This is a genomic window from Streptomyces spiroverticillatus (genome assembly GCA_014650415.1).
In the GTDB taxonomy this organism is placed as follows: domain Bacteria; phylum Actinomycetota; class Actinomycetes; order Streptomycetales; family Streptomycetaceae; genus Streptomyces; species Streptomyces spiroverticillatus.
The window spans coordinates 175,916-195,186 of the sequence record BMUX01000018.1; the positions used below are offsets into that span (position 1 = coordinate 175,916).

The following is a 19,271-nucleotide window of genomic DNA, read 5'->3' on the forward strand; positions in this document are numbered from 1 at the left end:
CCGCCCGGCGCCGCCGGTCTGCCGGACCGGGACTGCTAGCCGGTCACTTGGTGACGACGATCGCCTTGATCAGCGTCGGGCTCTGGTCGTCGTAGAAGCCGATCACCCGGTGCCCGAACGCGAACGCCCGCTGCACCGCGTCGTGCACGATCTGGCTGGGGTTGACGAGCTGCCGCCAGGCCCCGTCCACCAGCAGGTACAGGATCGGCGGTTGGCCCGGCAGGGGCTGCACGACGTCCCAGTACGACGTGGCGGTGTTGCTCTTGATGGCCTGCGACTCCAGACCCTGTGCCTGTTGCCCGTAGCCCTGCTGGCCGTAGCCCTGCTGGCCCTGCTGCTGGCTCTGCTGGCCCTGGCCGAGCTGCTGGAGCAGTTGTTGGTACGGCTGCTGCTGACCGAGCTGCTGGAGCTGCTGGCCGAGGCCGCTGCCGGGCCCGTACTGCTGCTGCCCCTGCTGGGGCGGCGGCGGGGCGGTGCTGTCCGAACCCTGCTGGCCTTGCTGCCCCTGCTGGCTCTGGCCGTACTGCTGCTGTCCGTACATCTGGCCCTGCATCTGCGGGGTGGTGCTCATGCCGTGCCACCTTCCGTTCGGTACGACGTCTTCTCACACGGTCAACCGGTGACGACGAGACCGACGATCTCCTCGTCCGAGAACCACACGCGTACGTCCGGCCGGCCCCCGGCGAAGGCGGCGTGCACCGCCCGGCGGATCTCGGGGTCCGGATCGTTCAGGTTGCGCCACGCACCCGCCACGAACAGCCGCAGCCGCGGCGGGAGTTCCCTGGGGTACGGGATCAGCTCGTCCCAGTACCGCTCGGCCTGCCCGGTGCCCACCGAGGACGGCAGCAGCCGCATCGCGGCCGCCCTGATGTCGGGCCGGCTGCCGATCCGCTGCGAGGCCGGCCTGCCCGGCGCGTCCTGCTGCGGGGAGCCCGAGGCGCGCAGCACCTCACGGGCCCGTCCGGGCTCCATGGGCGGCAGGTTCGACGCCTTCAGGATGCCCTGGAGCGCGGCGAGCGCGCCCACCACCACCGGCGACGCCGACGACGTACCGGCGAAGGTGTCGGTGTACCAGGCGATCTCCTCCGCACCGCCCTGGAGGTCGCCGGGGCGGTCCCAGGAGCCACCGGTGGTGGTGGTCTCCCGGCCCCAGCCCTGGGCGTCCACACGGGCGCCGTAGTTGGAGAACGCGAGCCGCGAGCGGTCCGGACCGTGGTCGCGGCCGTGCGTCCCGGGCGGGGGAGCGCCCGCACCCACCAGAACGGCGCCCGAGGACCCGTGCGACGGGTTGAAGGGGTTGCGCCACCGCTCCGGGAACTCGTCCGGCCTGCGCTCGTACAGGGCGTCGTCCAGGCTCTCCGCGCCGTTGCCCGCGGGCTCCACCACGAGCACCCCGCGCGAGGTCGCCCAGCGGATCGCCGCCAGGTCGTCCGGCCACCACTCCAGCGCGATGTACCCGCGCTGGTCCGCGCGCTCGGAGAAGTCGAACCGGGGCCCCGGCCGGTGCAGTTCCACCAGCACGATGTCACCGGGGGACAGACGGGCGGCCGCCGCCTGGATGGTGGCCGCCGTGCCCAGCGGGCGGAAGGACGCCGCCGCCGTGACCGCCTGCGGGACGATGCCGGTGATGCCGCGCTCGCCCAGGTCGCCGCCGATGACACCGAGCACGGCGGTGCCGTGGTTGCGCCAGGCCAGGTCCTGCACGGGGGTGCCGACCACCACGCCGGACAGCTTGTCCGCCAGGTCCTCGTGGCCCAACTGCCAGGCGCCCTCGACGTCGATGACGGTGACGCCCTCGCCGGACCCGCCGGGGCGCGCCCACGCCCACGGCGCGTCGACGCCCTCGGGCGCGGGCCGCAAGTAGCCCTGGCGTCCGGTGAAGTCGGGGGTCGCGGGGGTGCCCTCCTTGAGGCGCTTGGCCTCCTCGCCGCCCTGCTGCTGGGGGTACGACGCCGGGACCGCCCCCGGCTTCACGTACGCCGTCTCCACGCCCGGCAGCGCCGCCAGCCGGGCCGTCAGCTCGCGGGCCCGGTCCTCGCCGCCCCGCACGCGGTAGTACAGCGACAGCTCCCGCTCCTCGGCGGTCGCCGCGCCCTCGTACCGCTCCTCGTGTCCGAACAGGGGCTCCAGGGTGAGCTGTTCGTCGCTGAGGAACATGTTCAGGGCCGACACGTCGGAGCCCGCCGCCGAGCCGACGCCCTCGGACTGCGCACGCAGCCGGGCCTCGCCGCGGGCGACGACGATCAGCTCCGGTTCGGCGTCCTGATAGGTGAATCCCGCTCCGCCGGGGCCCGGCCCCGTGGTGCCGGGCCCGTCGCCCGGGTGTGCCTGATCGGTCATCGCTTCCACCGCTCCCCTCGGGTGCCGTGCGCTGCGTGCCACGTTCAGGTGGCCCACCCTGCTACCGCGACGCCGATCCGTCCACCTGAATCGCGCCAACTGTGTTTGAACAAAAGGGGAACGGGGCACCCCGGCGAATTCGGGTCATCGGTCCTGAAAGCGATGTCACGCCTCATTCCGGCCAGAGCCTGCGGAGGCGGCGGACATGTGATGGGGTGTCCGCGTTCGTTTGATTCGAACGGTTCGAATGACTCGACGCCGTACTCGCCGGAAGGATGTTCCATGAGCGACTCCTTGACACGACGCAGACTCCTCACCGCGGGCGCCGCCCTCGGTGGCGCGGCCCTGATGTCCCCGCTCGCCGGTACTGCCCACGCGGCGGCCGGACCGGGGTCCTGGCCCACCCGCTTCCCGCTGCCCAACGGCTTCCAGCCGGAGGGCATCGCGATCGGCCACCGCCCGTACGCCTACTTCGGCTCCCTCGTCGACGGCTCGGTCCGCCGGGTCGAACTCGCCACCGGCAAGGGCTCCACCGCCGTCAAGGGGCTCGGCAACCCCACCGTCGGCCTCAAGATCGACACAGGCGGGCGGCTGTTCCTCGCGGGCGGGCTCAGCAAGCAGATCCGGATCGCCGACTCCCGTACCGGCAAGCACCTCGCCGTGTACGACCTCCCGCAGGCCGAGATGGTCAACGACGTGGTGCTGCGCCCCGGCATCGCCTGGTTTACCGACTCCTACCGTGCGCAGGTGTACGGCGTCCCGCTCGGCCGGCACGGCGAACTGCCCGCCGCCCGCGACCTGATCACCCGCAAGCTCACCGGGGACTGGAACCAGGGGGTCGACTTCGCCGCCAACGGGCTCTCGCACACCCCCGACGGCCGGGCCCTCCTGGTCAGCGACATCCCCGCCGACGGGGGCTCCCTGATGCGGGTCGACCCGCGCACCGGCGAGGCCCGCAAGGTCGACCTGGGCGCGCTGAAGCTCCCCGACGCGGACGGCCTGCTGCTCCTCGGCAACCTGCTGTACGTCGTCCAGCAGATGCAGAACGCGATCGACGTGATCCGGCTGAACCCGGCAGGCACCAGGGGCGCGGCCGTCACCCGCATCACCGACCCGCGCTTCCGCATCCCGACGACGGTGGCGGCCTGGGGCAACCGGCTCTACCTGCCCAACGCCCGCTTCGACGTGGAGCCGAAGCCGGACACGGAGTACGACGTGGTGTCGGTGCGCACGGTCTGATCGCGCGGGGGTGAACACAGGCCGCAGGCAGTAGGCGCACGCAGGAGGAACAGGTAAGGGGCGGCATCCAGGATGCCGCCCCTTACACGTCCTGCTGTGCTACTCCCCGCCGCCCCCGGAGTCCCCCGACCCGGATCCCGCGGAAGAGCCCTCGCCGCCGTCCTCCCCGCCGCCGTCCGGACCGCCCTCGTCCGTGCCCGTACGGGGCTTCTTCGGCGGCCTGGTGCGGCCGCTGGAGGCGTCGCGGAGGTACGCCGCCCCGCTGCCGCCGCCCGCCGCGTCGCCGCCCTCCGTCGCATGGGACGGTCCGGGCCCCGCGCCCGGGTCGCGCCTGCGCAGATACCGCTCGAACTCCCGGGCGATGGCCTCCCCGGAGGCCTCCGGGAGGTCCGCGGTGTCCCGCGCCTCCTCCAGCGACTGCACATACTCCGCGACCTCGCTGTCCTCGGCCGCCAACTGGTCCACACCCAGCTGCCAGGCCCGCGAGTCCTCGGCCAGCTCGCCGAGCGGGATGCGCAGCCCGAGGAGGTCCTCCAGCCGGTTCAGCAGCGCCAGCGTCGCCTTCGGGTTCGGCGGCTGCGAGACGTAGTGCGGCACCGCCGCCCACAGGCTCACCGCCGGAACCCCGGCGTGCGTGCAGGCCTCCTGGAGGATGCCGACGATGCCCGTGGGGCCCTCGTACCGGGTCTCCTCCAGATCCATGGTCCGCGCCAGGTCCGGGTCGGAGGTCACTCCGCTGACCGGAACCGGACGGGTGTGCGGGGTGTCACCGAGCAGTGCACCCAGGATCACCACCATCTCCACACCCAGTTCGTGCGCGAAGCCCAGGATCTCGTTGCAGAACGAGCGCCACCGCATGGACGGCTCGATGCCCCGCACCAGCACCAGGTCGCGCGGCTTGTCGCCACCGGTGCGCACCACGGAGAGCCGGGTCGTCGGCCAGGTGATCTTCCGTACGCCGTTCTCCAGAAAGACGGTCGGCCGATTGACCTGGAAGTCGTAGTAGTCCTCGGCGTCGAGCGCCGCGAACACCTCGCCCTTCCACTCCCGGTCGAGATGGGCGACCGCTGCCGAGGCGGCGTCACCTGCGTCGTTCCAGCCTTCGAACGCGGCCACCATGACCGGGTCGACCAGCTCGGGAACTCCGTCGAGCTCGATCACCCAGCGCCTCCTTCATCCGACTTCCTACGCTTCATACGGCGTTTCCCCCGTCCGAATCCCCCCACCTTACGCATGCGGGAAGAGTGCCCTCCGGGCACCGAATCAATCGAAATCGGCCAGATTGGAGACGTCCGATCTTCCCCGCCGGAACGATTCGCTCCGCTCGGGTCGGCCGGGGAGCCCTACAGCGTCCCGGGGAGCGCTACAGCGTCGACCGCAGCCACTGCTCCACGCTCGCGATGTGCACCGTCGCCCACGACCGCGCCGCCTCCGCGTCCCTGGCCCGCAGCGCCGCAAGGATCGCCCGGTGCTCGTGCAGGGTGCGGCTGATCGCGTCCTCCTGCGTCAGCCCCCGCCAGATCCGGGCCCGGGTGGTCGGCCCCGAAAGCCCGTCCAGCAGCGAGCACAGCACCGAGTTCCCCGAGCCGCGCACGATCGAGCGGTGGAACTCCAGGTCGGCGGCGACCAGTTCCTCCACCGACGGCGCCTCGCCGAGCGCGGTCAGCTGCTCCTCCAGGGCGTCCAGTTCCGCGTCGCCGAGCAGCCCGCACGCCAGCGCGGTCGCGGCCGGCTCCAGGATTCTCCGTACGGCCAGGAACTCCAGCACCGTGTCGTCGCGGTGGAAGTCCACGACGAAGCTCACCGCCTCCAGCAGGAGCTGCGGATCGAGACTCGTCACGTACGTGCCGTCGCCCTGCCGGACGTCCAGGATGCGGATCAGGGACAGCGCCCGCACCGCCTCCCGCAGGGAGTTGCGGGACAGGCCGAGCTCCGCCGCCAGCTCGCTCTCCTTGGGCAGCCGGTCGCCGGGGCGCAGCGCACCCGAGACGATCATGGCCTTGATGCGTTCGATGGCCTCGTCGGTGACGGCCATGGCCCGACCTCCTGCTCCCGCCCGGCCCACTGCCAGACATCCGACCTATGTTCGCATGCCGGACGGGGCCTCGGAGCCGGTATCCCCGGACCCGGAAACCGGGATCCCCGGACCCGGAAACACGACGGCGGGCGGACCCCCGAAGGAGCCCGCCCGCTACCGCCGGGCCCCCGCCGGGAGCCCCGCAGCGCCTACGCCTCCCGGCGCAGCACCCGCTCGACCTTCTCCCGTACGTCGTCCGTCGCCAGACCCCGGATCGTCAGCGTCGTACGGCGGCGCAGCACGTCGTCGGCCGTCTCCGCCCACTCGTGGTCGCGCGCGTACACGACCTGCGCCCAGATCTCCGGGGCGTCCGGGTGGATCCGCTCGGCCAGCGCCGGGTCGTCGGCGGCCAGGCGCGCGATGTCGAAGGACAGCGACCCGTAGTGCGTGGCCAGGTGCCGGGCCGTCTCCGGCGACATCCGCGGACCGGGCGTCCCGCCGTCCACCAGCAGCCGGTGCGCGACCGCGTTCGGGTTCGAGATGCCCGGCAGTGGCAGCTTCTTCGGCAGCTCCGAGATCGGTTCCATGTCCTCGCCCAGCGGGTGGCCGGGCAGCGCCGCCAGCTTGTTCATCACCGTACGGCCGATGTGGCGGAAGGTGGTCCACTTGCCGCCGGCCACCGACAGCATGCCGCCGCGGCCCTCGGTGACGACCGTCTCGCGCTTGGCCTTCGAGGTGTCGCCGGGGCCACCGGGCAGCACCCGCAGGCCCGCGAAGGAGTACGTGATCAGGTCCCGCGACAGCTGCTGGTCGCGGATGGAGAACGCGGCCTCGTCGAGGATCTGCGTGACGTCCTTGTCGTTGACCGCCACGTCCGCCGGGTCGCCCTCGTACTCCTCGTCGGTGGTGCCCAGCAGGAGCTGGTCCTCCCACGGCAGCGCGAAGGTGATCCGGTACTTGTCGATCGGGGTGGCGAGGGCCGCGTTCCACGGCGAGGTGCGCTTGAGCACCAGGTGCGCACCCTTCGAAAGGCGAATGGAGGGGGCCGCGTTGGGGTCCTCCAGCTTGCGCAGGTGGTCCACCCACGGGCCGGTCGCGTTCAGCACCAGGCGTGCGTCGACACCGAACTCGGTGCCGTCCATGCGGTCCTTCAGCTCCGCACCCGTCACCCGGCCGTGCGTGAAGCGCAGCCCCGTGACCTCGGCGTGGTTGAGGACGGTCGCCCCCGACTCGACGGCGGCGCGCACCGTCATGAGCGCCATCCGGGAGTCGTTCATCTGGTCGTCGCCGTAGACCGCGACGGCCTTCAGGTTGTCCGTGCGCAGCTCCGGCACGTCCTTGGCCGCACGCGACGGCGAGATCACATGGCCGACGCCGTCGCCGAACGCGGACAGCGCCGAGTAGGCGAAGACGCCCGCGCCCAGCTTGGCCGCACCGTGCGGGCCGCCCTTGTAGACGGGGAGGTAGAAGGTCAGCGGGTTCGACAGGTGCGGGGCCACGTCGCGCGAGACCGCACGCCGCTCGAAGTGGTTCTCCGCGACCAGCTTCACCGCACCGGTCTGGAGGTAGCGCAGACCGCCGTGCAGCAGCTTGGAGGAGGCCGAGGAGGTGGCGCCGGCGAAGTCACCGGCGTCCACCAGCGCCACCCGCAGCCCGGACTGCGCGGCGTGCCAGGCGGTGGAGATGCCCAGGATGCCGCCGCCGATCACCAGGAGGTCGTACGTCGCCTTGGAAAGCCGCTCCCGGGTCTCGGCACGGCTCGCGGTGGAACCGTCGTCCGGTCGCGCCCCGTGGGTCGGGCCGCTGTGCAGGGTGGTCATGTCACTTAGCTCCTCTTCGAAAACTCAGCTTCAGATCTTGTTCCGCGGACCGCGGCGGATCCCTGTCGATCCGCCGCGCTCACGCCCGACCTGCGCCGATGAGTCAGTTCTCGTCTTCTTCGAGCCAGCCCATGGTCCGCTCGACGGCCTTGAGCCAGTTCTTGTACTCGCGGTCCCGGGTGGCCGCGTCCATCCGCGGCGTCCACTCGGCGGCCCGGCGCCAATTGGCGCGCAGCTCGTCGGTGGAGGACCAGAAGCCGACCGCGAGACCGGCCGCGTAAGCCGCGCCCAGACACGTCGTCTCGGCGACCATCGGACGGACGACGGGCGCGTCCAGGAAGTCCGACAGGGTCTGCATCAGCAGGTTGTTGGAGGTCATGCCGCCGTCGACCTTCAGCGCGGTCAGCTCGACGCCCGAGTCCTTGGTCATGGCGTCGGTGATCTCACGGGTCTGCCACGCGGTCGCCTCAAGGACGGCGCGCGCGATGTGCGCCTTGGTGACGTACCGGGTCAGACCGGCGATCACACCGCGGGCGTCGGAGCGCCAGTACGGGGCGAACAGACCGGAGAACGCGGGCACGAAGTACGCGCCGCCGTTGTCGTCGACGCTGGAGGCCAGCGTCTCGATCTCCGCAGCGGTCTTGATCATGCCCATCTGGTCGCGCATCCACTGCACCAGCGAACCGGTGACGGCGATGGAACCTTCCAGCGCGTAGACCGGCTTCTGGTCGCCGATCTGGTACCCGACGGTGGTGAGCAGTCCGTTGTACGAGTTGACGGGCTCCTCGCCGGTGTTCATCAGCATGAACGTGCCCGTGCCGTACGTGGACTTGGCCTCGCCCTCGGAGAAGCAGGTCTGGCCGAACAGGGCCGCCTGCTGGTCGCCCAGCGCCGAGGCCACCGGCACACCCGCGAGGACACCGGACGCGGCCTCGCCGTACACCTCGGCGGAGGAACGGATCTCCGGGAGGACGGCGGCCGGGATGTCCATGGAGTGCAGGATCTTCTCGTCCCACGCCATCTTGTGCAGGTTCATCAGGAGGGTGCGCGAGGCGTTGGTGACGTCGGTGACGTGCACACCGCCGTTGACGCCGCCGGTGAGGTTCCAGATGACCCAGGAGTCCATGGTGCCGAAGAGGATGTCCCCGGCCTCGGCCTTCTCGCGCAGGCCCTCGACGTTGTCGAGCAGCCAGCGGATCTTGGGGCCTGCGAAGTAGGAGGCCAGCGGCAGGCCGGTCTCGCGGCGGAAGCGGTCCTGGCCGACGTTGCGGCCGAGCTCCTTGCAGAGGGCGTCGGTGCGGGTGTCCTGCCAGACGATGGCGTTGTGGACCGGCTCACCGGTGTTCTTGTCCCACAGCAGGGTGGTCTCGCGCTGGTTGGTGATGCCGATCGCCTTGACGTCGGCCGCGGACACGCCGGCCTTCACGATCGCCCCGGCGACGACCTCCTGGACGTTCTCCCAGATCTCGCTCGCGTCGTGCTCCACCCAGCCCGGCTTGGGGAAGATCTGCTCGTGCTCCTTCTGGTCGACCGCGACGATGCGGCCGTCCTTGTCGAAGACGATGCAGCGGCTGGACGTGGTGCCCTGGTCGATCGCGGCGATGAAGGGGCCTGCGGTGTGTGCGTCGGTCACGGTGTGCTCCTCGAAGTCTTGTGTCGTACGGTTCGCAGCTTGGCGGGTCGCTCGCGGGATCAGGCGAAGGCGAGCTGGTAGATGCCGCCCGCGATCGCGCCGCCGAGCAGCGGGCCGACCACCGGAATCCATGCGTAGCCCCAGTCGGAGCCGCCCTTGTTCGGCAGCGGGAGCAGCGCGTGCACGATGCGCGGACCCAGGTCGCGGACCGGGTTGATGGCGTACCCGGTGGGACCGCCCAGCGAGAGGCCGATGCCGACGACCACGAACGCGGTGATCATCGCGCCCAGCACGCCCGGACCCTTGGGGCTGTCGGGGGACACGCCCGGGATCGTCGACTGGGTGAGGATCGCGAGCACCAGCACGACGGTCGCGATGACCTCGGTCGCCAGGTTCTGCACGCTGTTGCGGATCTCGGGGGAGGTGAAGAACACGCCGTGCACCTGGCCCGGGTTCGCGCTCTTCAGTTCGACCGCTTCCGCGGAGGTGAGGTGGTCGCGGAACTGTCCCGCGTACGTCGCCCAGACCAGCAGCGCGCCGATCATCGCGCCGAGCAGCTGACCGGCGAAGTAGACCGGCAGGTCGCCCCAGGGGGTCGCGCCCTTGATGGCGAGGCCGACCGTGACGGCCGGGTTCAGGTGTGCTCCGGAGAGACCGGCGGAGATGTACGCGCCGGTCAGCACCGCGAAGCCCCACCCGAAGGTGATGGCGACCCAGCCGGCGTTGAACGCCTTCGAGCGCTTGAGCGTGACGGCCGCGCAGACGCCGCCGCCCAGCAGGATGAGCACGGCGGTACCGATGGTCTCGCCGGTGAAGATGTCGAGGCTGGACACCCGCGACTCCTTTGTCCTTCGTCCAGGTTCAGGCCCTCGTTGAGGACCCAGTCGGTGCCTGGCTTGCCCCCACCCTAACTCGTATGCCGTTAGGTGTTCGACAATGCCGACCGATGAACGGCAGTTTTCACCTCTGTTACCGGCCAGTCAAGGGTTCTGTGAGGTCCGTCCCACACGGGTACGGCTCAGGCCCCCGCGGCGGTACGGGGCCGGGGCGGCCCCGTACACCCCGGGCTCAGAAGCGCCCGGCGCCCAGGTCCCGCGACACCGCACGCGCGCAGTCCCGCACCGCCGCCACCAGCTCCGGCTTCAACTCGCCCCCGGGGCAGACCCGTTCGACCGCACCGGTGATGCCCACCGCACCCACCGGCATCCGCCGCCGGTCGTGGATGGGGGCCGCGATCGACGCCACGCCCTCCCAGGTCTCCTCCACGTCACCGGCCCAGCCGCGCGCCCGCGTGAGATCCAGCACCGCCTCGAAGTCCTGTGCCGAGGTCAGGGTGTGCGAGGTGAACGCCTCACGCTCGTGGTCCGCGGCCTCGGTGTGCGCCACCGGGTCGTACGCGGACAGCACCTTGCCCAGCGCCGTGCTGTGCAGCGGCTGCATCGCCCCCACCTCCAGCACCTGACGGCTGTCGTCGGGGCGGAAGACGTGGTGCACGATCAGCACACCCTGCTGGTGCAGCACCCCCAGATAGACGCTCTCCCCGCTGGAGCGCGCCAGATCGTCCGTCCACACCAGGGCGCGCGCCCGCAGCTCGTGCACGTCCAGATAGCTGTTGCCCAGGCGCAGCAGCTCCGCCCCCAGCTGGTAGCGGCCCGACGCCGGGTCCTGCTCCACGAAGCCCTCGTGCTGGAGCGTGCGCAGAATGCCGTGCGCGGTGCCCTTGGCGAGCCCCAGAGCCGCCGCCACCTCCGTCAGACCCAGCCGCCGCTCACCGCCGGCCAGAAGGCGCAGCATCGCCGCCGCCCGTTCCAGCGACTGGATATTGCGAGCCATCGCCCGATCACCTCCACTGGGATTCGGCAGTCCCACAGTCGATACGTGCCGATGTTCGTCAATGCCGAACAGTATCGGCCGTTGCCGACCCCTGTCACCGGGACCGAAGTCCCGCCCGCCCCACCCGAACTCCACCCGCACACTGTCCGCCGGTCGGGACACCTGCACATCGCCCGGACCGTCCCCGCTACCCTGACCCGGTGCGCCCGCCGCCTGGGCAGGCGCAAAGCCGACAGCCGTCGCAACCCTGGGAGCTCAACCATGGCCTCGTTGCCGAACCCGACGCTTGACGCCCGCGCCCGCGCAGCAGCCCTCCGCGAGGCACTCGCCACCCGGGTGGTGGTCGCCGACGGAGCGATGGGCACCATGCTCCAGGCACAGGACCCCACCCTCGAGGACTTCCAGGACCTCGAAGGCTGCAACGAGATCCTCAACCTCACGCGCCCGGACATCGTCCGCAACGTGCACAAGGAGTACTTCGCCGTCGGCGTCGACTGCGTCGAGACCAACACCTTCGGCGCCAACCACTCCGCCGCCAACGAGTACGAGATCGCCGACCGCATCCACGAACTCTCCGAGTCCGGCGCCCGCATCGCCCGCGAGGTCGCCGACGAGTTCACCGCCGAGGACGGCCGCCAGCGCTGGGTCCTCGGCTCCATCGGCCCCGGCACCAAGCTGCCCTCCCTCGGCCACACCACGTACGACATCCTGCGCGACGGCTACCAGCAGAACGCCGAAGGACTCCTCGCCGGCGGCGCCGACGCCCTCATCGTCGAAACCACCCAGGACCTCCTGCAGACCAAGTCCTCCCTGGTCGGCGCCCGCCGCGCCATGGACGCCCTGGGCTTCCAGGTCCCCCTGATCTGCTCGCTCGCCTTCGAGACCACCGGCGTCATGCTGCTCGGCTCCGAGATCGGCGCGGCCCTGACCGCCCTGGAGCCCCTCGGCATCGACCTCATCGGCCTCAACTGCTCCACCGGGCCCGACGAGATGAGCGAGCACCTGCGCTATCTCGCCCGCCACTCGCGCACCCCCCTGATGTGCATGCCGAACGCCGGCCTGCCCGTACTGACGAAGAACGGCGCCCACTTCCCCCTCGGCCCCGAGGGCCTGGCCGACGCCCAGGAAGCCTTCGTCAACGACTACGGCCTCTCCCTCATCGGCGGCTGCTGCGGCACGACCCCGGCCCACCTGCGCGAGGTCGTCGAGCGCGCCCAGGGCCTGACCCCCGCCGTCCGCGACCCCCGCCCCGAGCCCGGCGCCGCCTCGCTCTACCAGACGATCCCCTTCCGCCAGGACACCTCGTACCTTGCCATCGGGGAGCGTACGAACGCCAACGGATCGAAGAAGTTCCGCGAGGCCATGCTGGAGGCCCGCTGGGACGACTGCGTGGAGATGGCCCGCGACCAGATCCGCGAGGGCGCCCACATGCTCGACCTCTGCGTCGACTACGTGGGCCGCGACGGCGTCGCCGACATGAAGGAACTCGCTGGCCGCTTCGCCACCGCCTCCACCCTCCCCATCGTCCTGGACTCCACCGAACTCCCCGTCCTCCAGGCCGGTTTGGAGATGCTCGGCGGACGCGCGGTCATCAACTCCGTCAACTACGAGGACGGCGACGGCCCCGAGTCCCGCTTCGCCAAGGTCACCGAGCTCGCCGTCGAGCACGGCGCCGCCCTGATCGCGCTCACCATCGACGAGGAGGGCCAGGCCCGCACCGTCGAGCACAAGGTCGCCATCGCCGAGCGCCTCATCACCGACCTCACCACCAACTGGGGCGTGCGCGAGTCGGACATCCTCATCGACGTCCTCACCTTCACCATCTGCACCGGCCAGGAGGAGTCCCGCGGCGACGGCATCGCCACCATCGGCGCCATCCGCGAACTCAAGAAGCGCCACCCCGACGTCCAGACCACGCTGGGCCTCTCCAACATCTCCTTCGGCCTCAACCCCGCCGCCCGCGTCGTCCTCAACTCCGTCTTCCTCGACGAATGCGTCAAGGCGGGCCTGGACTCCGCGATCGTGCACGCCTCCAAGATCCTGCCGATCGCCCGGCTGGAGGAGGAGCAGGTCAAGGCCGCCCTCGACCTCGTCTACGACCGCCGCGCCGAAGGCTACGACCCCCTCCAGAAGCTCATGGAGCTCTTCGAGGGCGTCAACATGAAGTCGATGAAGGCCGGCCGCGCCGAGGAACTGATGGCGCTGCCGCTCGACGAGCGCCTCCAGCGCCGCATCATCGACGGCGAGAAGAACGGCCTGGAAGCCGACCTCGACGAGGCCCTCCAGGGCGCACCCGCCCTGGACATCGTCAACAACACCCTGCTCGAAGGCATGAAGGTGGTCGGCGAACTGTTCGGCTCCGGCCAGATGCAGCTGCCGTTCGTCCTCCAGTCCGCCGAGGTCATGAAGACCGCGGTCGCCTACCTGGAGCCCCACATGGAGAAGTCCGACGACGAGGGCAAGGGCACCATCGTGCTGGCCACCGTCCGCGGCGACGTCCACGACATCGGCAAGAACCTCGTCGACATCATCCTCTCCAACAACGGCTACAACGTCGTCAACCTCGGCATCAAGCAGCCCGTCTCCGCGATCCTGGAAGCCGCCGAGGAGCACAAGGCCGACGTCATCGGCATGTCCGGCCTCCTGGTCAAGTCCACGGTGATCATGAAGGAGAACCTGGAGGAGCTCAACCAGCGCAAGATGGCCGCCGACTTCCCGGTCATCCTGGGCGGCGCCGCCCTCACCAGGGCGTACGTCGAGCAGGACCTCCACGAGATCTACGAGGGCGAAGTCCGTTACGCCCGCGACGCCTTCGAGGGCCTGCGCCTCATGGACGCCCTCATCGGCGTCAAGCGCGGCGTCCCCGGCGCCAAGCTCCCCGAACTCAAGCAGCGCCGCGTGCCCAAGCGCGACACCCCCCTCCTGGAGGTCGAGGAGCAGCCCGAGGGCCCCGTCCGCTCCGACACCTCCACCGACAACAAGATCCCCGAGCCGCCCTTCTGGGGCACCCGCGTCATCAAGGGCATCCCGCTCAAGGAGTACGCCTCCTGGCTCGACGAGGGCGCCCTCTTCAAGGGCCAGTGGGGCCTGAAGGAAGCCCGCAAGGGCGGCCCGACGTACGAGGAGCTCGTGGAGACCGAGGGCCGCCCGCACCTGCGCGGCTGGCTCGACAAGCTGCACACCGACAACCTCCTGGAAGCCGCCGTCGTCTACGGCTACTTCCCCTGCGTCTCCAAGGGCGACGACCTGATCCTCCTCAACGAGGACGGCTCCGAGCGCACCCGCTTCTCCTTCCCCCGCCAGCGCCGCGGCCGCCGCCTGTGCCTCGCGGACTTCTTCCGCCCCGAGGAGAGCGGCGAGGTCGACGTCGTCGGCCTCCAGGTCGTCACCGTCGGCTCGCGCATCGGCGAGGAGACCGCCAAGCTCTTCGAGGCCAACGCCTACCGCGACTACCTCGAACTGCACGGCCTCTCCGTCCAGTTGGCCGAGGCCATGGCCGAGTACTGGCACGCCCGGGTCCGCTCGGAGCTGGGCTTCGCCGGCGAGGACCCGGCCGACGTCAAGGACATGTTCGACCTCAAGTACCGCGGCGCCCGCTTCTCGCTCGGCTACGGGGCCTGCCCCAACCTGGAGGACCGCGCGAAGATCGCCGAACTCCTGGAACCCGAGCGGATCGGCGTCCACCTCTCCGAGGAGTTCCAGCTCCACCCCGAGCAGTCCACCGACGCGATCGTCATCCACCACCCCGAGGCGAAGTACTTCAACGCGCGCTAGACACCGTGCAGGAATAAGAAAACGCGCGTTCACCGGGCCGGACGTACACTGGTCGGCCCAGTGCAGGCCGGTCGCCTCTCCCACTCGGAGGGCGACCGGCCTTCTCGTCCCTCAGGAGGTGTGCCCGAATGACCAGTACGGTCCCCGCGCCGATGACCACCACGGCCGAAGGCTCCGCACTCCAGGCGGTCTTCCTGGACATGGACGGCACCCTCGTCGACACCGAAGGCCTCTGGTGGGACGCCGAGAAGGCGGTCTTCGCCGACCTCGGGCACCAGCTCGACGAGTCCTGGCGCGACGTGGTCGTCGGCGGGCCCATGACCCGCAGCGCCGGCTTCCTCATCGACTCCACCGGCGCCGACATCACCCTCCCCGAGCTGACGGTCGCCCTCAACGACCGCTTCGAGGCCCGCATCGGGCGCGGCGTCCCGCTCATGCCGGGCGCGGCCGCCCTGCTGGCCGAACTGCGGACGTACGACATCCCCACGGCCCTCGTCTCGGCCTCGCACCGGCGCATCATCGACCGCATCCTGGAGTCGGTCGACGCCCAGGCCTTCCACCTCACCGTCGCCGGCGACGAGATCGCCCGCACCAAGCCGCACCCCGACCCCTATCTGCACGCCGCCGCCCGGCTCGGCGCCCAGCCCACGAGATGCGCGGTCGTCGAGGACACCGCCACCGGAGTCGCCTCCGCCGAGGCCGCCGGCTGCCGGGTCGTCGCCGTCCCCTCGGTCGCCCCGATCGCCCCCGCCGAAGGCCGCGTGGTCGTCCGCTCGCTCGAAGAAGTGAACCTCGCATTTCTCCGCACCCTGTTCACGGGAATGCAGTGATCCGCGCACGCAGCGTATGTGTCGCGGAATAAGGAAACACAGGGGAGCGAACCGTGCGGCATGGGTGAGATCCACCATTAGGAATTCACCCTTCCGTAAATGTATTCATTGGGTGAGCTTGGTCACGACGCGGCCCGTCGGCAGGGGTCCCACCACCCGGGAACCCCCGCTGACGGGCCGTTTTGCGCACCCTTGTGTCCGGATTCATGAATCCGTGTACGAAAGATTCCCCCGCCCCGCACTCACCGCCCCACCCCGGTCCCGCACCCCGCACCGGTCGGCCCCCGGCCCCTCTCCCCACTAATCTCAACGCGAGAACTTCGCCGCACGCCATTGCGGTTCGGCAACCGGCCCGGCCCGCCCGCCCCAACAAGCGGAAAAAGGCGAAGTGTTCGTACAAAGCCGCATTGCGGCGCCGGTCGAGGGAGAACTTCCAGGATGAACCGCAAGACTCTGGTGCTGCCGGCAATAGCCGTACTGGTCACCCCCGTACTGGCCGCGTGCGGCGGCTCGGACTCTGCCGAAGGCGCCGCCAAGACCATCGTCGTGGGCACCACCGACAGCTTCGTCGCCACCAAGACCGCCCCGGCGCCCTTCGACCCGGCCCACGCCTACGACGTCGGCGCCTGGAACGTCCTGCGGCAGACCAACCAGACCCTCATGCGCGTCCCGCGCGGCGGCGGCGAACCCGTCACCGAAGCAGCCGACTCCTGCGGCTTCACCGACACCAAGAACACCAGCTACCGCTGCAAGCTCCGCGACGGGCTCACCTTCTCCGACGGCAAGGCCCTCAGCGCCGCCGACGTGAAGTTCTCCATCGAGCGCTCCCTGAAGATCAAGGACCAGAACGGTCCCGTCTCCCTCCTCACCAACATCGACCTCGTCGAGGCCAAGGGCGAGAACGAGGTGGTCTTCCACCTCAAGACCCCCGACGCCACCTTCCCGTACAAGCTGGCCACCCCCGCCGCCGCCATCGTCGACGACCAGGCCTACGCCCGCGACAAGGTGCGCGCCGGCTTCGAGGTCAGCGGCTCCGGACCGTACACCGTGAAGATCGACAACGACGGCGAGAACTTCGCCAAGGCCGTCTTCACCAAGAACCCCCGCTACAAGGGCGGGATCAAGTTCAACAACGAAAAGGTCGAGATCCGCTCCTACAAGGACTCCGAGTCCATGGAGAAGGCGCTCAAGAGCGGCGAGATCGACATGATGTCCCGCACCATCACGCCGCAGCAGATCAAGGAACTCTCCACCAAGCAGGACCAGGACCTCAAGCTCGTCGAACTCCCCGGCCTGGAGATCCGCTACCTCGGCTTCGACACCGAGGACCCCGCCGTCAAGAACACGGCCGTACGCCAGGCCATGGCCACCGTCATCGACCGCACCGCCCTCGCCCGGTCCGTGTACGGCGACAGCGCCGAGCCGCTCTACTCGATCATCCCCACCAGCATCACCGGCCACAAGAACTCCTTCTTCAACAAGTACACGGCGGGCGACGTGAAGAAGGCCGGGGACCTGCTGCGCCGCGCGCGCATCACCACCCCCGTCAAGCTGACCCTGACGTACACCACCGACCACTACGGCTCCGCCACCAAGCAGGAGTTCGAAGTCCTCCAGAAGCAGCTCAACGACTCCAAGCTCTTCGACGTGAAGATCAAGGGCGTGCCCTGGAGCACCTTCAGCGAGGACCAGAAGGCCGGCAAGTACGCCGTCTACGGCATGGGCTGGTTCCCCGACTTCACGGACGCCGACAACTACGTCGCCCCGTTCCTCGACAAGTCGAACTTCCTCAACAGCCCCTACGCCAACGAGCAGATCCGCTCCACCCTCATCCCGCAGTCCCGCCGCGAGCAGGACCGGGGCTCCGCCACCAAGGCCTTCGAGGAGATCCAGGACATCGTCGCCGACGACGTCCCGATCCTCCCGCTCTGGCAGGGCAAGCAGTACATCGCCGCCCGCAGCGACATCACCGGCACCGAATGGGCCGTCAACTTCGCCGCCGACCTCCAGCTCTGGGAACTCGGCCGCGGCGTCGCCTGACCTCCCCGTCCTTAGGCCGGCCCCCACCGGCCTCCTCCCTCTCTCTTCTCTCCCTCTTCGTACGACCACACCCCCACGAAAGTCTGAGACACGCGGTGCAGATACGTAAGTGGCCGACGGCCCTCCTCACAGCAGGGCTGTCGGCCGGCCTCCTGACCGGCTGCGGCAACACCAGCGGCACCGACGGCGGCAGCACGAGCGGCACCGGACAGCCCGTCACCATGGGCATGTCCGACGAGATCAAGGCCACCGACCCGGCCTCCGGCTACGACCCCGGCTCCTGGCTGCTCTTCAACAACGTCTTCCAGTCCCTGCTCGCCTTCCCCAAGGGCGGCTCCGAACCCCAGCCCGAGGCCGCCCAGAGCTGCGCCTTCGACGCCGGGAACACCGTCTACCGGTGCACCCTGCGCGAGGGCCTCAGCTTCAGCAACGGCAACGCGCTCACCTCCAAAGACGTCAAGCACTCCTTCGAGCGCACCCTGAAGATCAACGACCCCGCCGGCCCGGCCGTCATGCTCTCCACCATCAAGAGCATCGACACCCCCGACGACACCAAGGTCGTCTTCCACCTCAAGGTCCCGGACGCCACCTTCCCCAACAAGATCGCCTCCGGCGCCGGCTCCATCGTCGACCACCGCACCTACCCGGCCGACAAGCTCCGCACCGACGGCAAGGCCGACGGCTCCGGCCCCTACCGCCTGGACTCCCTCGACAAGAGCAAGGCCGTCTTCGCCGTCAACGACCACTACCGCGGCACCGCGAAGATCAACAACACCGGCATGACCCTCAAGCTCTTCCACGACGACCGGGCCGCACTCTCCCAGTCGCTCAAGAAGGGCGAGATCGACTTCGCCTACCGAGGCCTCACCGCCAAGGACATCTCCTCCGTCCAGGCCGAGTCCATCAACGGCGACCAGCGCCTGGACCCCGTCGAAGGCAGCAGCGCCGAGGTCCACCACCTCGTCTTCAACGTCAAGGACCCGATCGTCGGCAAGCCCGGCGTCCGCCGCGCCATCGCCTACCTCGTCGACCGCGAAGCCCTCGTCCGCGACGTCTACCAGTCGACGGCCACCCCGCTGTACTCGATCGTCCCCGCGGGCATCACCGGCCACAACACCGCCTTCTTCAACCGCTACGGCAGCCGCCCCCAGCCCGCCAAGGCCCGCCAGGCCCTGCGCGACGAAGGCATCACCACCAAGGTCAAGCTCACCCTCTGGGCCACCCCCAGCCGCTACGGCCCCGCCACCGTCGAGGAATTCAAGACCCTCGCGAGGCAGCTCAACCGCAGCGGCCTCTTCGACGCCGACGTCAAGTCCGTCGAGCAGGGCCAGTACGAGAAGGACATCGCCGCCGGAAAGTACGGCGTCTACGTCAAGGGCTGGGTCCCCGACTACCCCGACCCGGAGAACTTCACCCAGCCGTTCTTCGGCAAGGGCAACGTGATCTCCAACAACTACGAGAACACCGAGATCACCAACAAGCTCCTCCCCGCCAGCGCCGCCGTCGCCGACCGCGGCGCCAACGCCGAGGACTTCAACCGCCTCCAGAACCTCGTCGCCGAGGACGTACCCCTGCTCCCGCTCTGGCAGGGCAAGCAGTACGCCGTCGCCCGCTCCAACATCGCAGGCCTGGAGTGGACCCTCGACACCTCGACGGTCTTCCGCTTCTGGGAGATCAGCAAGGGCTGACGCCTTCTTCAGAGGCACGAGAGGTACGGGAGCGGGGCCGCGCGGAATCATTCCGCG

13 protein-coding genes are annotated in these 19,271 nt (G+C 69.9%); 5 read left to right on the forward strand and 8 right to left on the reverse strand.

Translation table 11 applies throughout. From position 1 onward, the window contains the following. Positions 1-43: 43 nt before the first annotated feature. Both IE269_RS35045 and IE269_RS35050 read right to left on the reverse strand, forming a co-directional pair. Positions 44-571 (reverse strand): hypothetical protein, encoded by a 528-nt coding sequence (locus tag IE269_RS35045; protein ID WP_189827306.1) that lies wholly within the window; start codon positions 569-571, stop codon positions 44-46. A gap of 41 nt (positions 572-612) precedes the next feature. Further along, positions 613-2,340, reverse strand: coding sequence for a S8 family peptidase (locus IE269_RS35050; protein WP_189827307.1), 1,728 nt, complete (start codon positions 2,338-2,340; stop codon positions 613-615). A gap of 282 nt (positions 2,341-2,622) precedes the next feature. Between IE269_RS35050 and IE269_RS35055 the strand changes: the two genes are divergently transcribed. Continuing rightward, entirely contained in the window at positions 2,623-3,579 is a 957-nt protein-coding gene (locus IE269_RS35055) for an SMP-30/gluconolactonase/LRE family protein (RefSeq protein WP_189827308.1), read from the forward strand. 99 nt (positions 3,580-3,678) lie between these two features. Here the strand turns inward: IE269_RS35055 and IE269_RS35060 are convergent, their stop codons facing one another. The 6 genes from IE269_RS35060 to IE269_RS35085 form a co-directional block, all read right to left on the reverse strand. Continuing rightward, positions 3,679-4,740 carry a PAC2 family protein gene (locus IE269_RS35060; protein ID WP_189827309.1) on the reverse strand — a complete coding sequence of 354 codons (1,062 nt, stop codon included), beginning with the start codon at positions 4,738-4,740 and terminating at the stop codon, positions 3,679-3,681. Between the two features lie 202 nt (positions 4,741-4,942). Then, positions 4,943-5,614, reverse strand: coding sequence for a FadR/GntR family transcriptional regulator (locus tag IE269_RS35065; protein WP_189827310.1), 672 nt, complete (start codon positions 5,612-5,614; stop codon positions 4,943-4,945). Between the two features lie 191 nt (positions 5,615-5,805). Continuing rightward, positions 5,806-7,416: a glycerol-3-phosphate dehydrogenase/oxidase gene (locus IE269_RS35070; protein ID WP_189827311.1), complete on the reverse strand. Its 1,611-nt coding sequence runs from the start codon at positions 7,414-7,416 to the stop codon at positions 5,806-5,808. 103 nt (positions 7,417-7,519) lie between these two features. Then, positions 7,520-9,049 carry a glycerol kinase GlpK gene (gene glpK, locus IE269_RS35075; protein ID WP_189827312.1) on the reverse strand — a complete coding sequence of 510 codons (1,530 nt, stop codon included), beginning with the start codon at positions 9,047-9,049 and terminating at the stop codon, positions 7,520-7,522. A gap of 59 nt (positions 9,050-9,108) precedes the next feature. Next, complete coding sequence (locus tag IE269_RS35080; RefSeq protein WP_189827313.1) at positions 9,109-9,882, reverse strand: MIP/aquaporin family protein; 774 nt, start codon at positions 9,880-9,882, stop codon at positions 9,109-9,111. 235 nt (positions 9,883-10,117) lie between these two features. Continuing rightward, positions 10,118-10,882 carry an IclR family transcriptional regulator gene (locus IE269_RS35085; protein WP_189827314.1) on the reverse strand — a complete coding sequence of 255 codons (765 nt, stop codon included), beginning with the start codon at positions 10,880-10,882 and terminating at the stop codon, positions 10,118-10,120. A 261-nt stretch (positions 10,883-11,143) separates the two neighbouring features. Here IE269_RS35085 and metH point away from each other — a divergent pair, with 261 nt between their 5' ends. The 4 genes from metH (at position 11,144) to IE269_RS35105 (ending at position 19,214) form a co-directional block, all read left to right on the forward strand. Further along, positions 11,144-14,656 carry a methionine synthase gene (metH, locus tag IE269_RS35090; protein WP_189827315.1) on the forward strand — a complete coding sequence of 1,171 codons (3,513 nt, stop codon included), beginning with the start codon at positions 11,144-11,146 and terminating at the stop codon, positions 14,654-14,656. A 128-nt stretch (positions 14,657-14,784) separates the two neighbouring features. Beyond that, positions 14,785-15,486 carry an HAD family hydrolase gene (locus IE269_RS35095; RefSeq protein WP_189827316.1) on the forward strand — a complete coding sequence of 234 codons (702 nt, stop codon included), beginning with the start codon at positions 14,785-14,787 and terminating at the stop codon, positions 15,484-15,486. Between the two features lie 438 nt (positions 15,487-15,924). Next, positions 15,925-17,526 carry an ABC transporter substrate-binding protein gene (locus tag IE269_RS35100; RefSeq protein WP_189827317.1) on the forward strand — a complete coding sequence of 534 codons (1,602 nt, stop codon included), beginning with the start codon at positions 15,925-15,927 and terminating at the stop codon, positions 17,524-17,526. A 95-nt stretch (positions 17,527-17,621) separates the two neighbouring features. After that, positions 17,622-19,214, forward strand: coding sequence for an ABC transporter substrate-binding protein (locus IE269_RS35105; RefSeq protein ID WP_229898147.1), 1,593 nt, complete (start codon positions 17,622-17,624; stop codon positions 19,212-19,214). Positions 19,215-19,271: the final 57 nt, after the last annotated feature.

Coding starts and splice junctions, on each gene's coding strand:
- IE269_RS35100 (WP_189827317.1), top strand. CDS start 15,925: ATGAACCGCAAGACTCTGGTGCTGCCGGCAATAGCCGTACTGGTCACC.
- IE269_RS35065 (WP_189827310.1), bottom strand. CDS start 5,614: ATGGCCGTCACCGACGAGGCCATCGAACGCATCAAGGCCATGATCGTC.
- IE269_RS35045 (WP_189827306.1), bottom strand. CDS start 571: ATGAGCACCACCCCGCAGATGCAGGGCCAGATGTACGGACAGCAGCAG.
- metH (WP_189827315.1), top strand. CDS start 11,144: ATGGCCTCGTTGCCGAACCCGACGCTTGACGCCCGCGCCCGCGCAGCA.
- IE269_RS35050 (WP_189827307.1), bottom strand. CDS start 2,340: ATGACCGATCAGGCACACCCGGGCGACGGGCCCGGCACCACGGGGCCG.
- IE269_RS35070 (WP_189827311.1), bottom strand. CDS start 7,416: ATGACCACCCTGCACAGCGGCCCGACCCACGGGGCGCGACCGGACGAC.
- IE269_RS35095 (WP_189827316.1), top strand. CDS start 14,785: ATGACCAGTACGGTCCCCGCGCCGATGACCACCACGGCCGAAGGCTCC.
- IE269_RS35085 (WP_189827314.1), bottom strand. CDS start 10,882: ATGGCTCGCAATATCCAGTCGCTGGAACGGGCGGCGGCGATGCTGCGC.
- IE269_RS35055 (WP_189827308.1), top strand. CDS start 2,623: ATGAGCGACTCCTTGACACGACGCAGACTCCTCACCGCGGGCGCCGCC.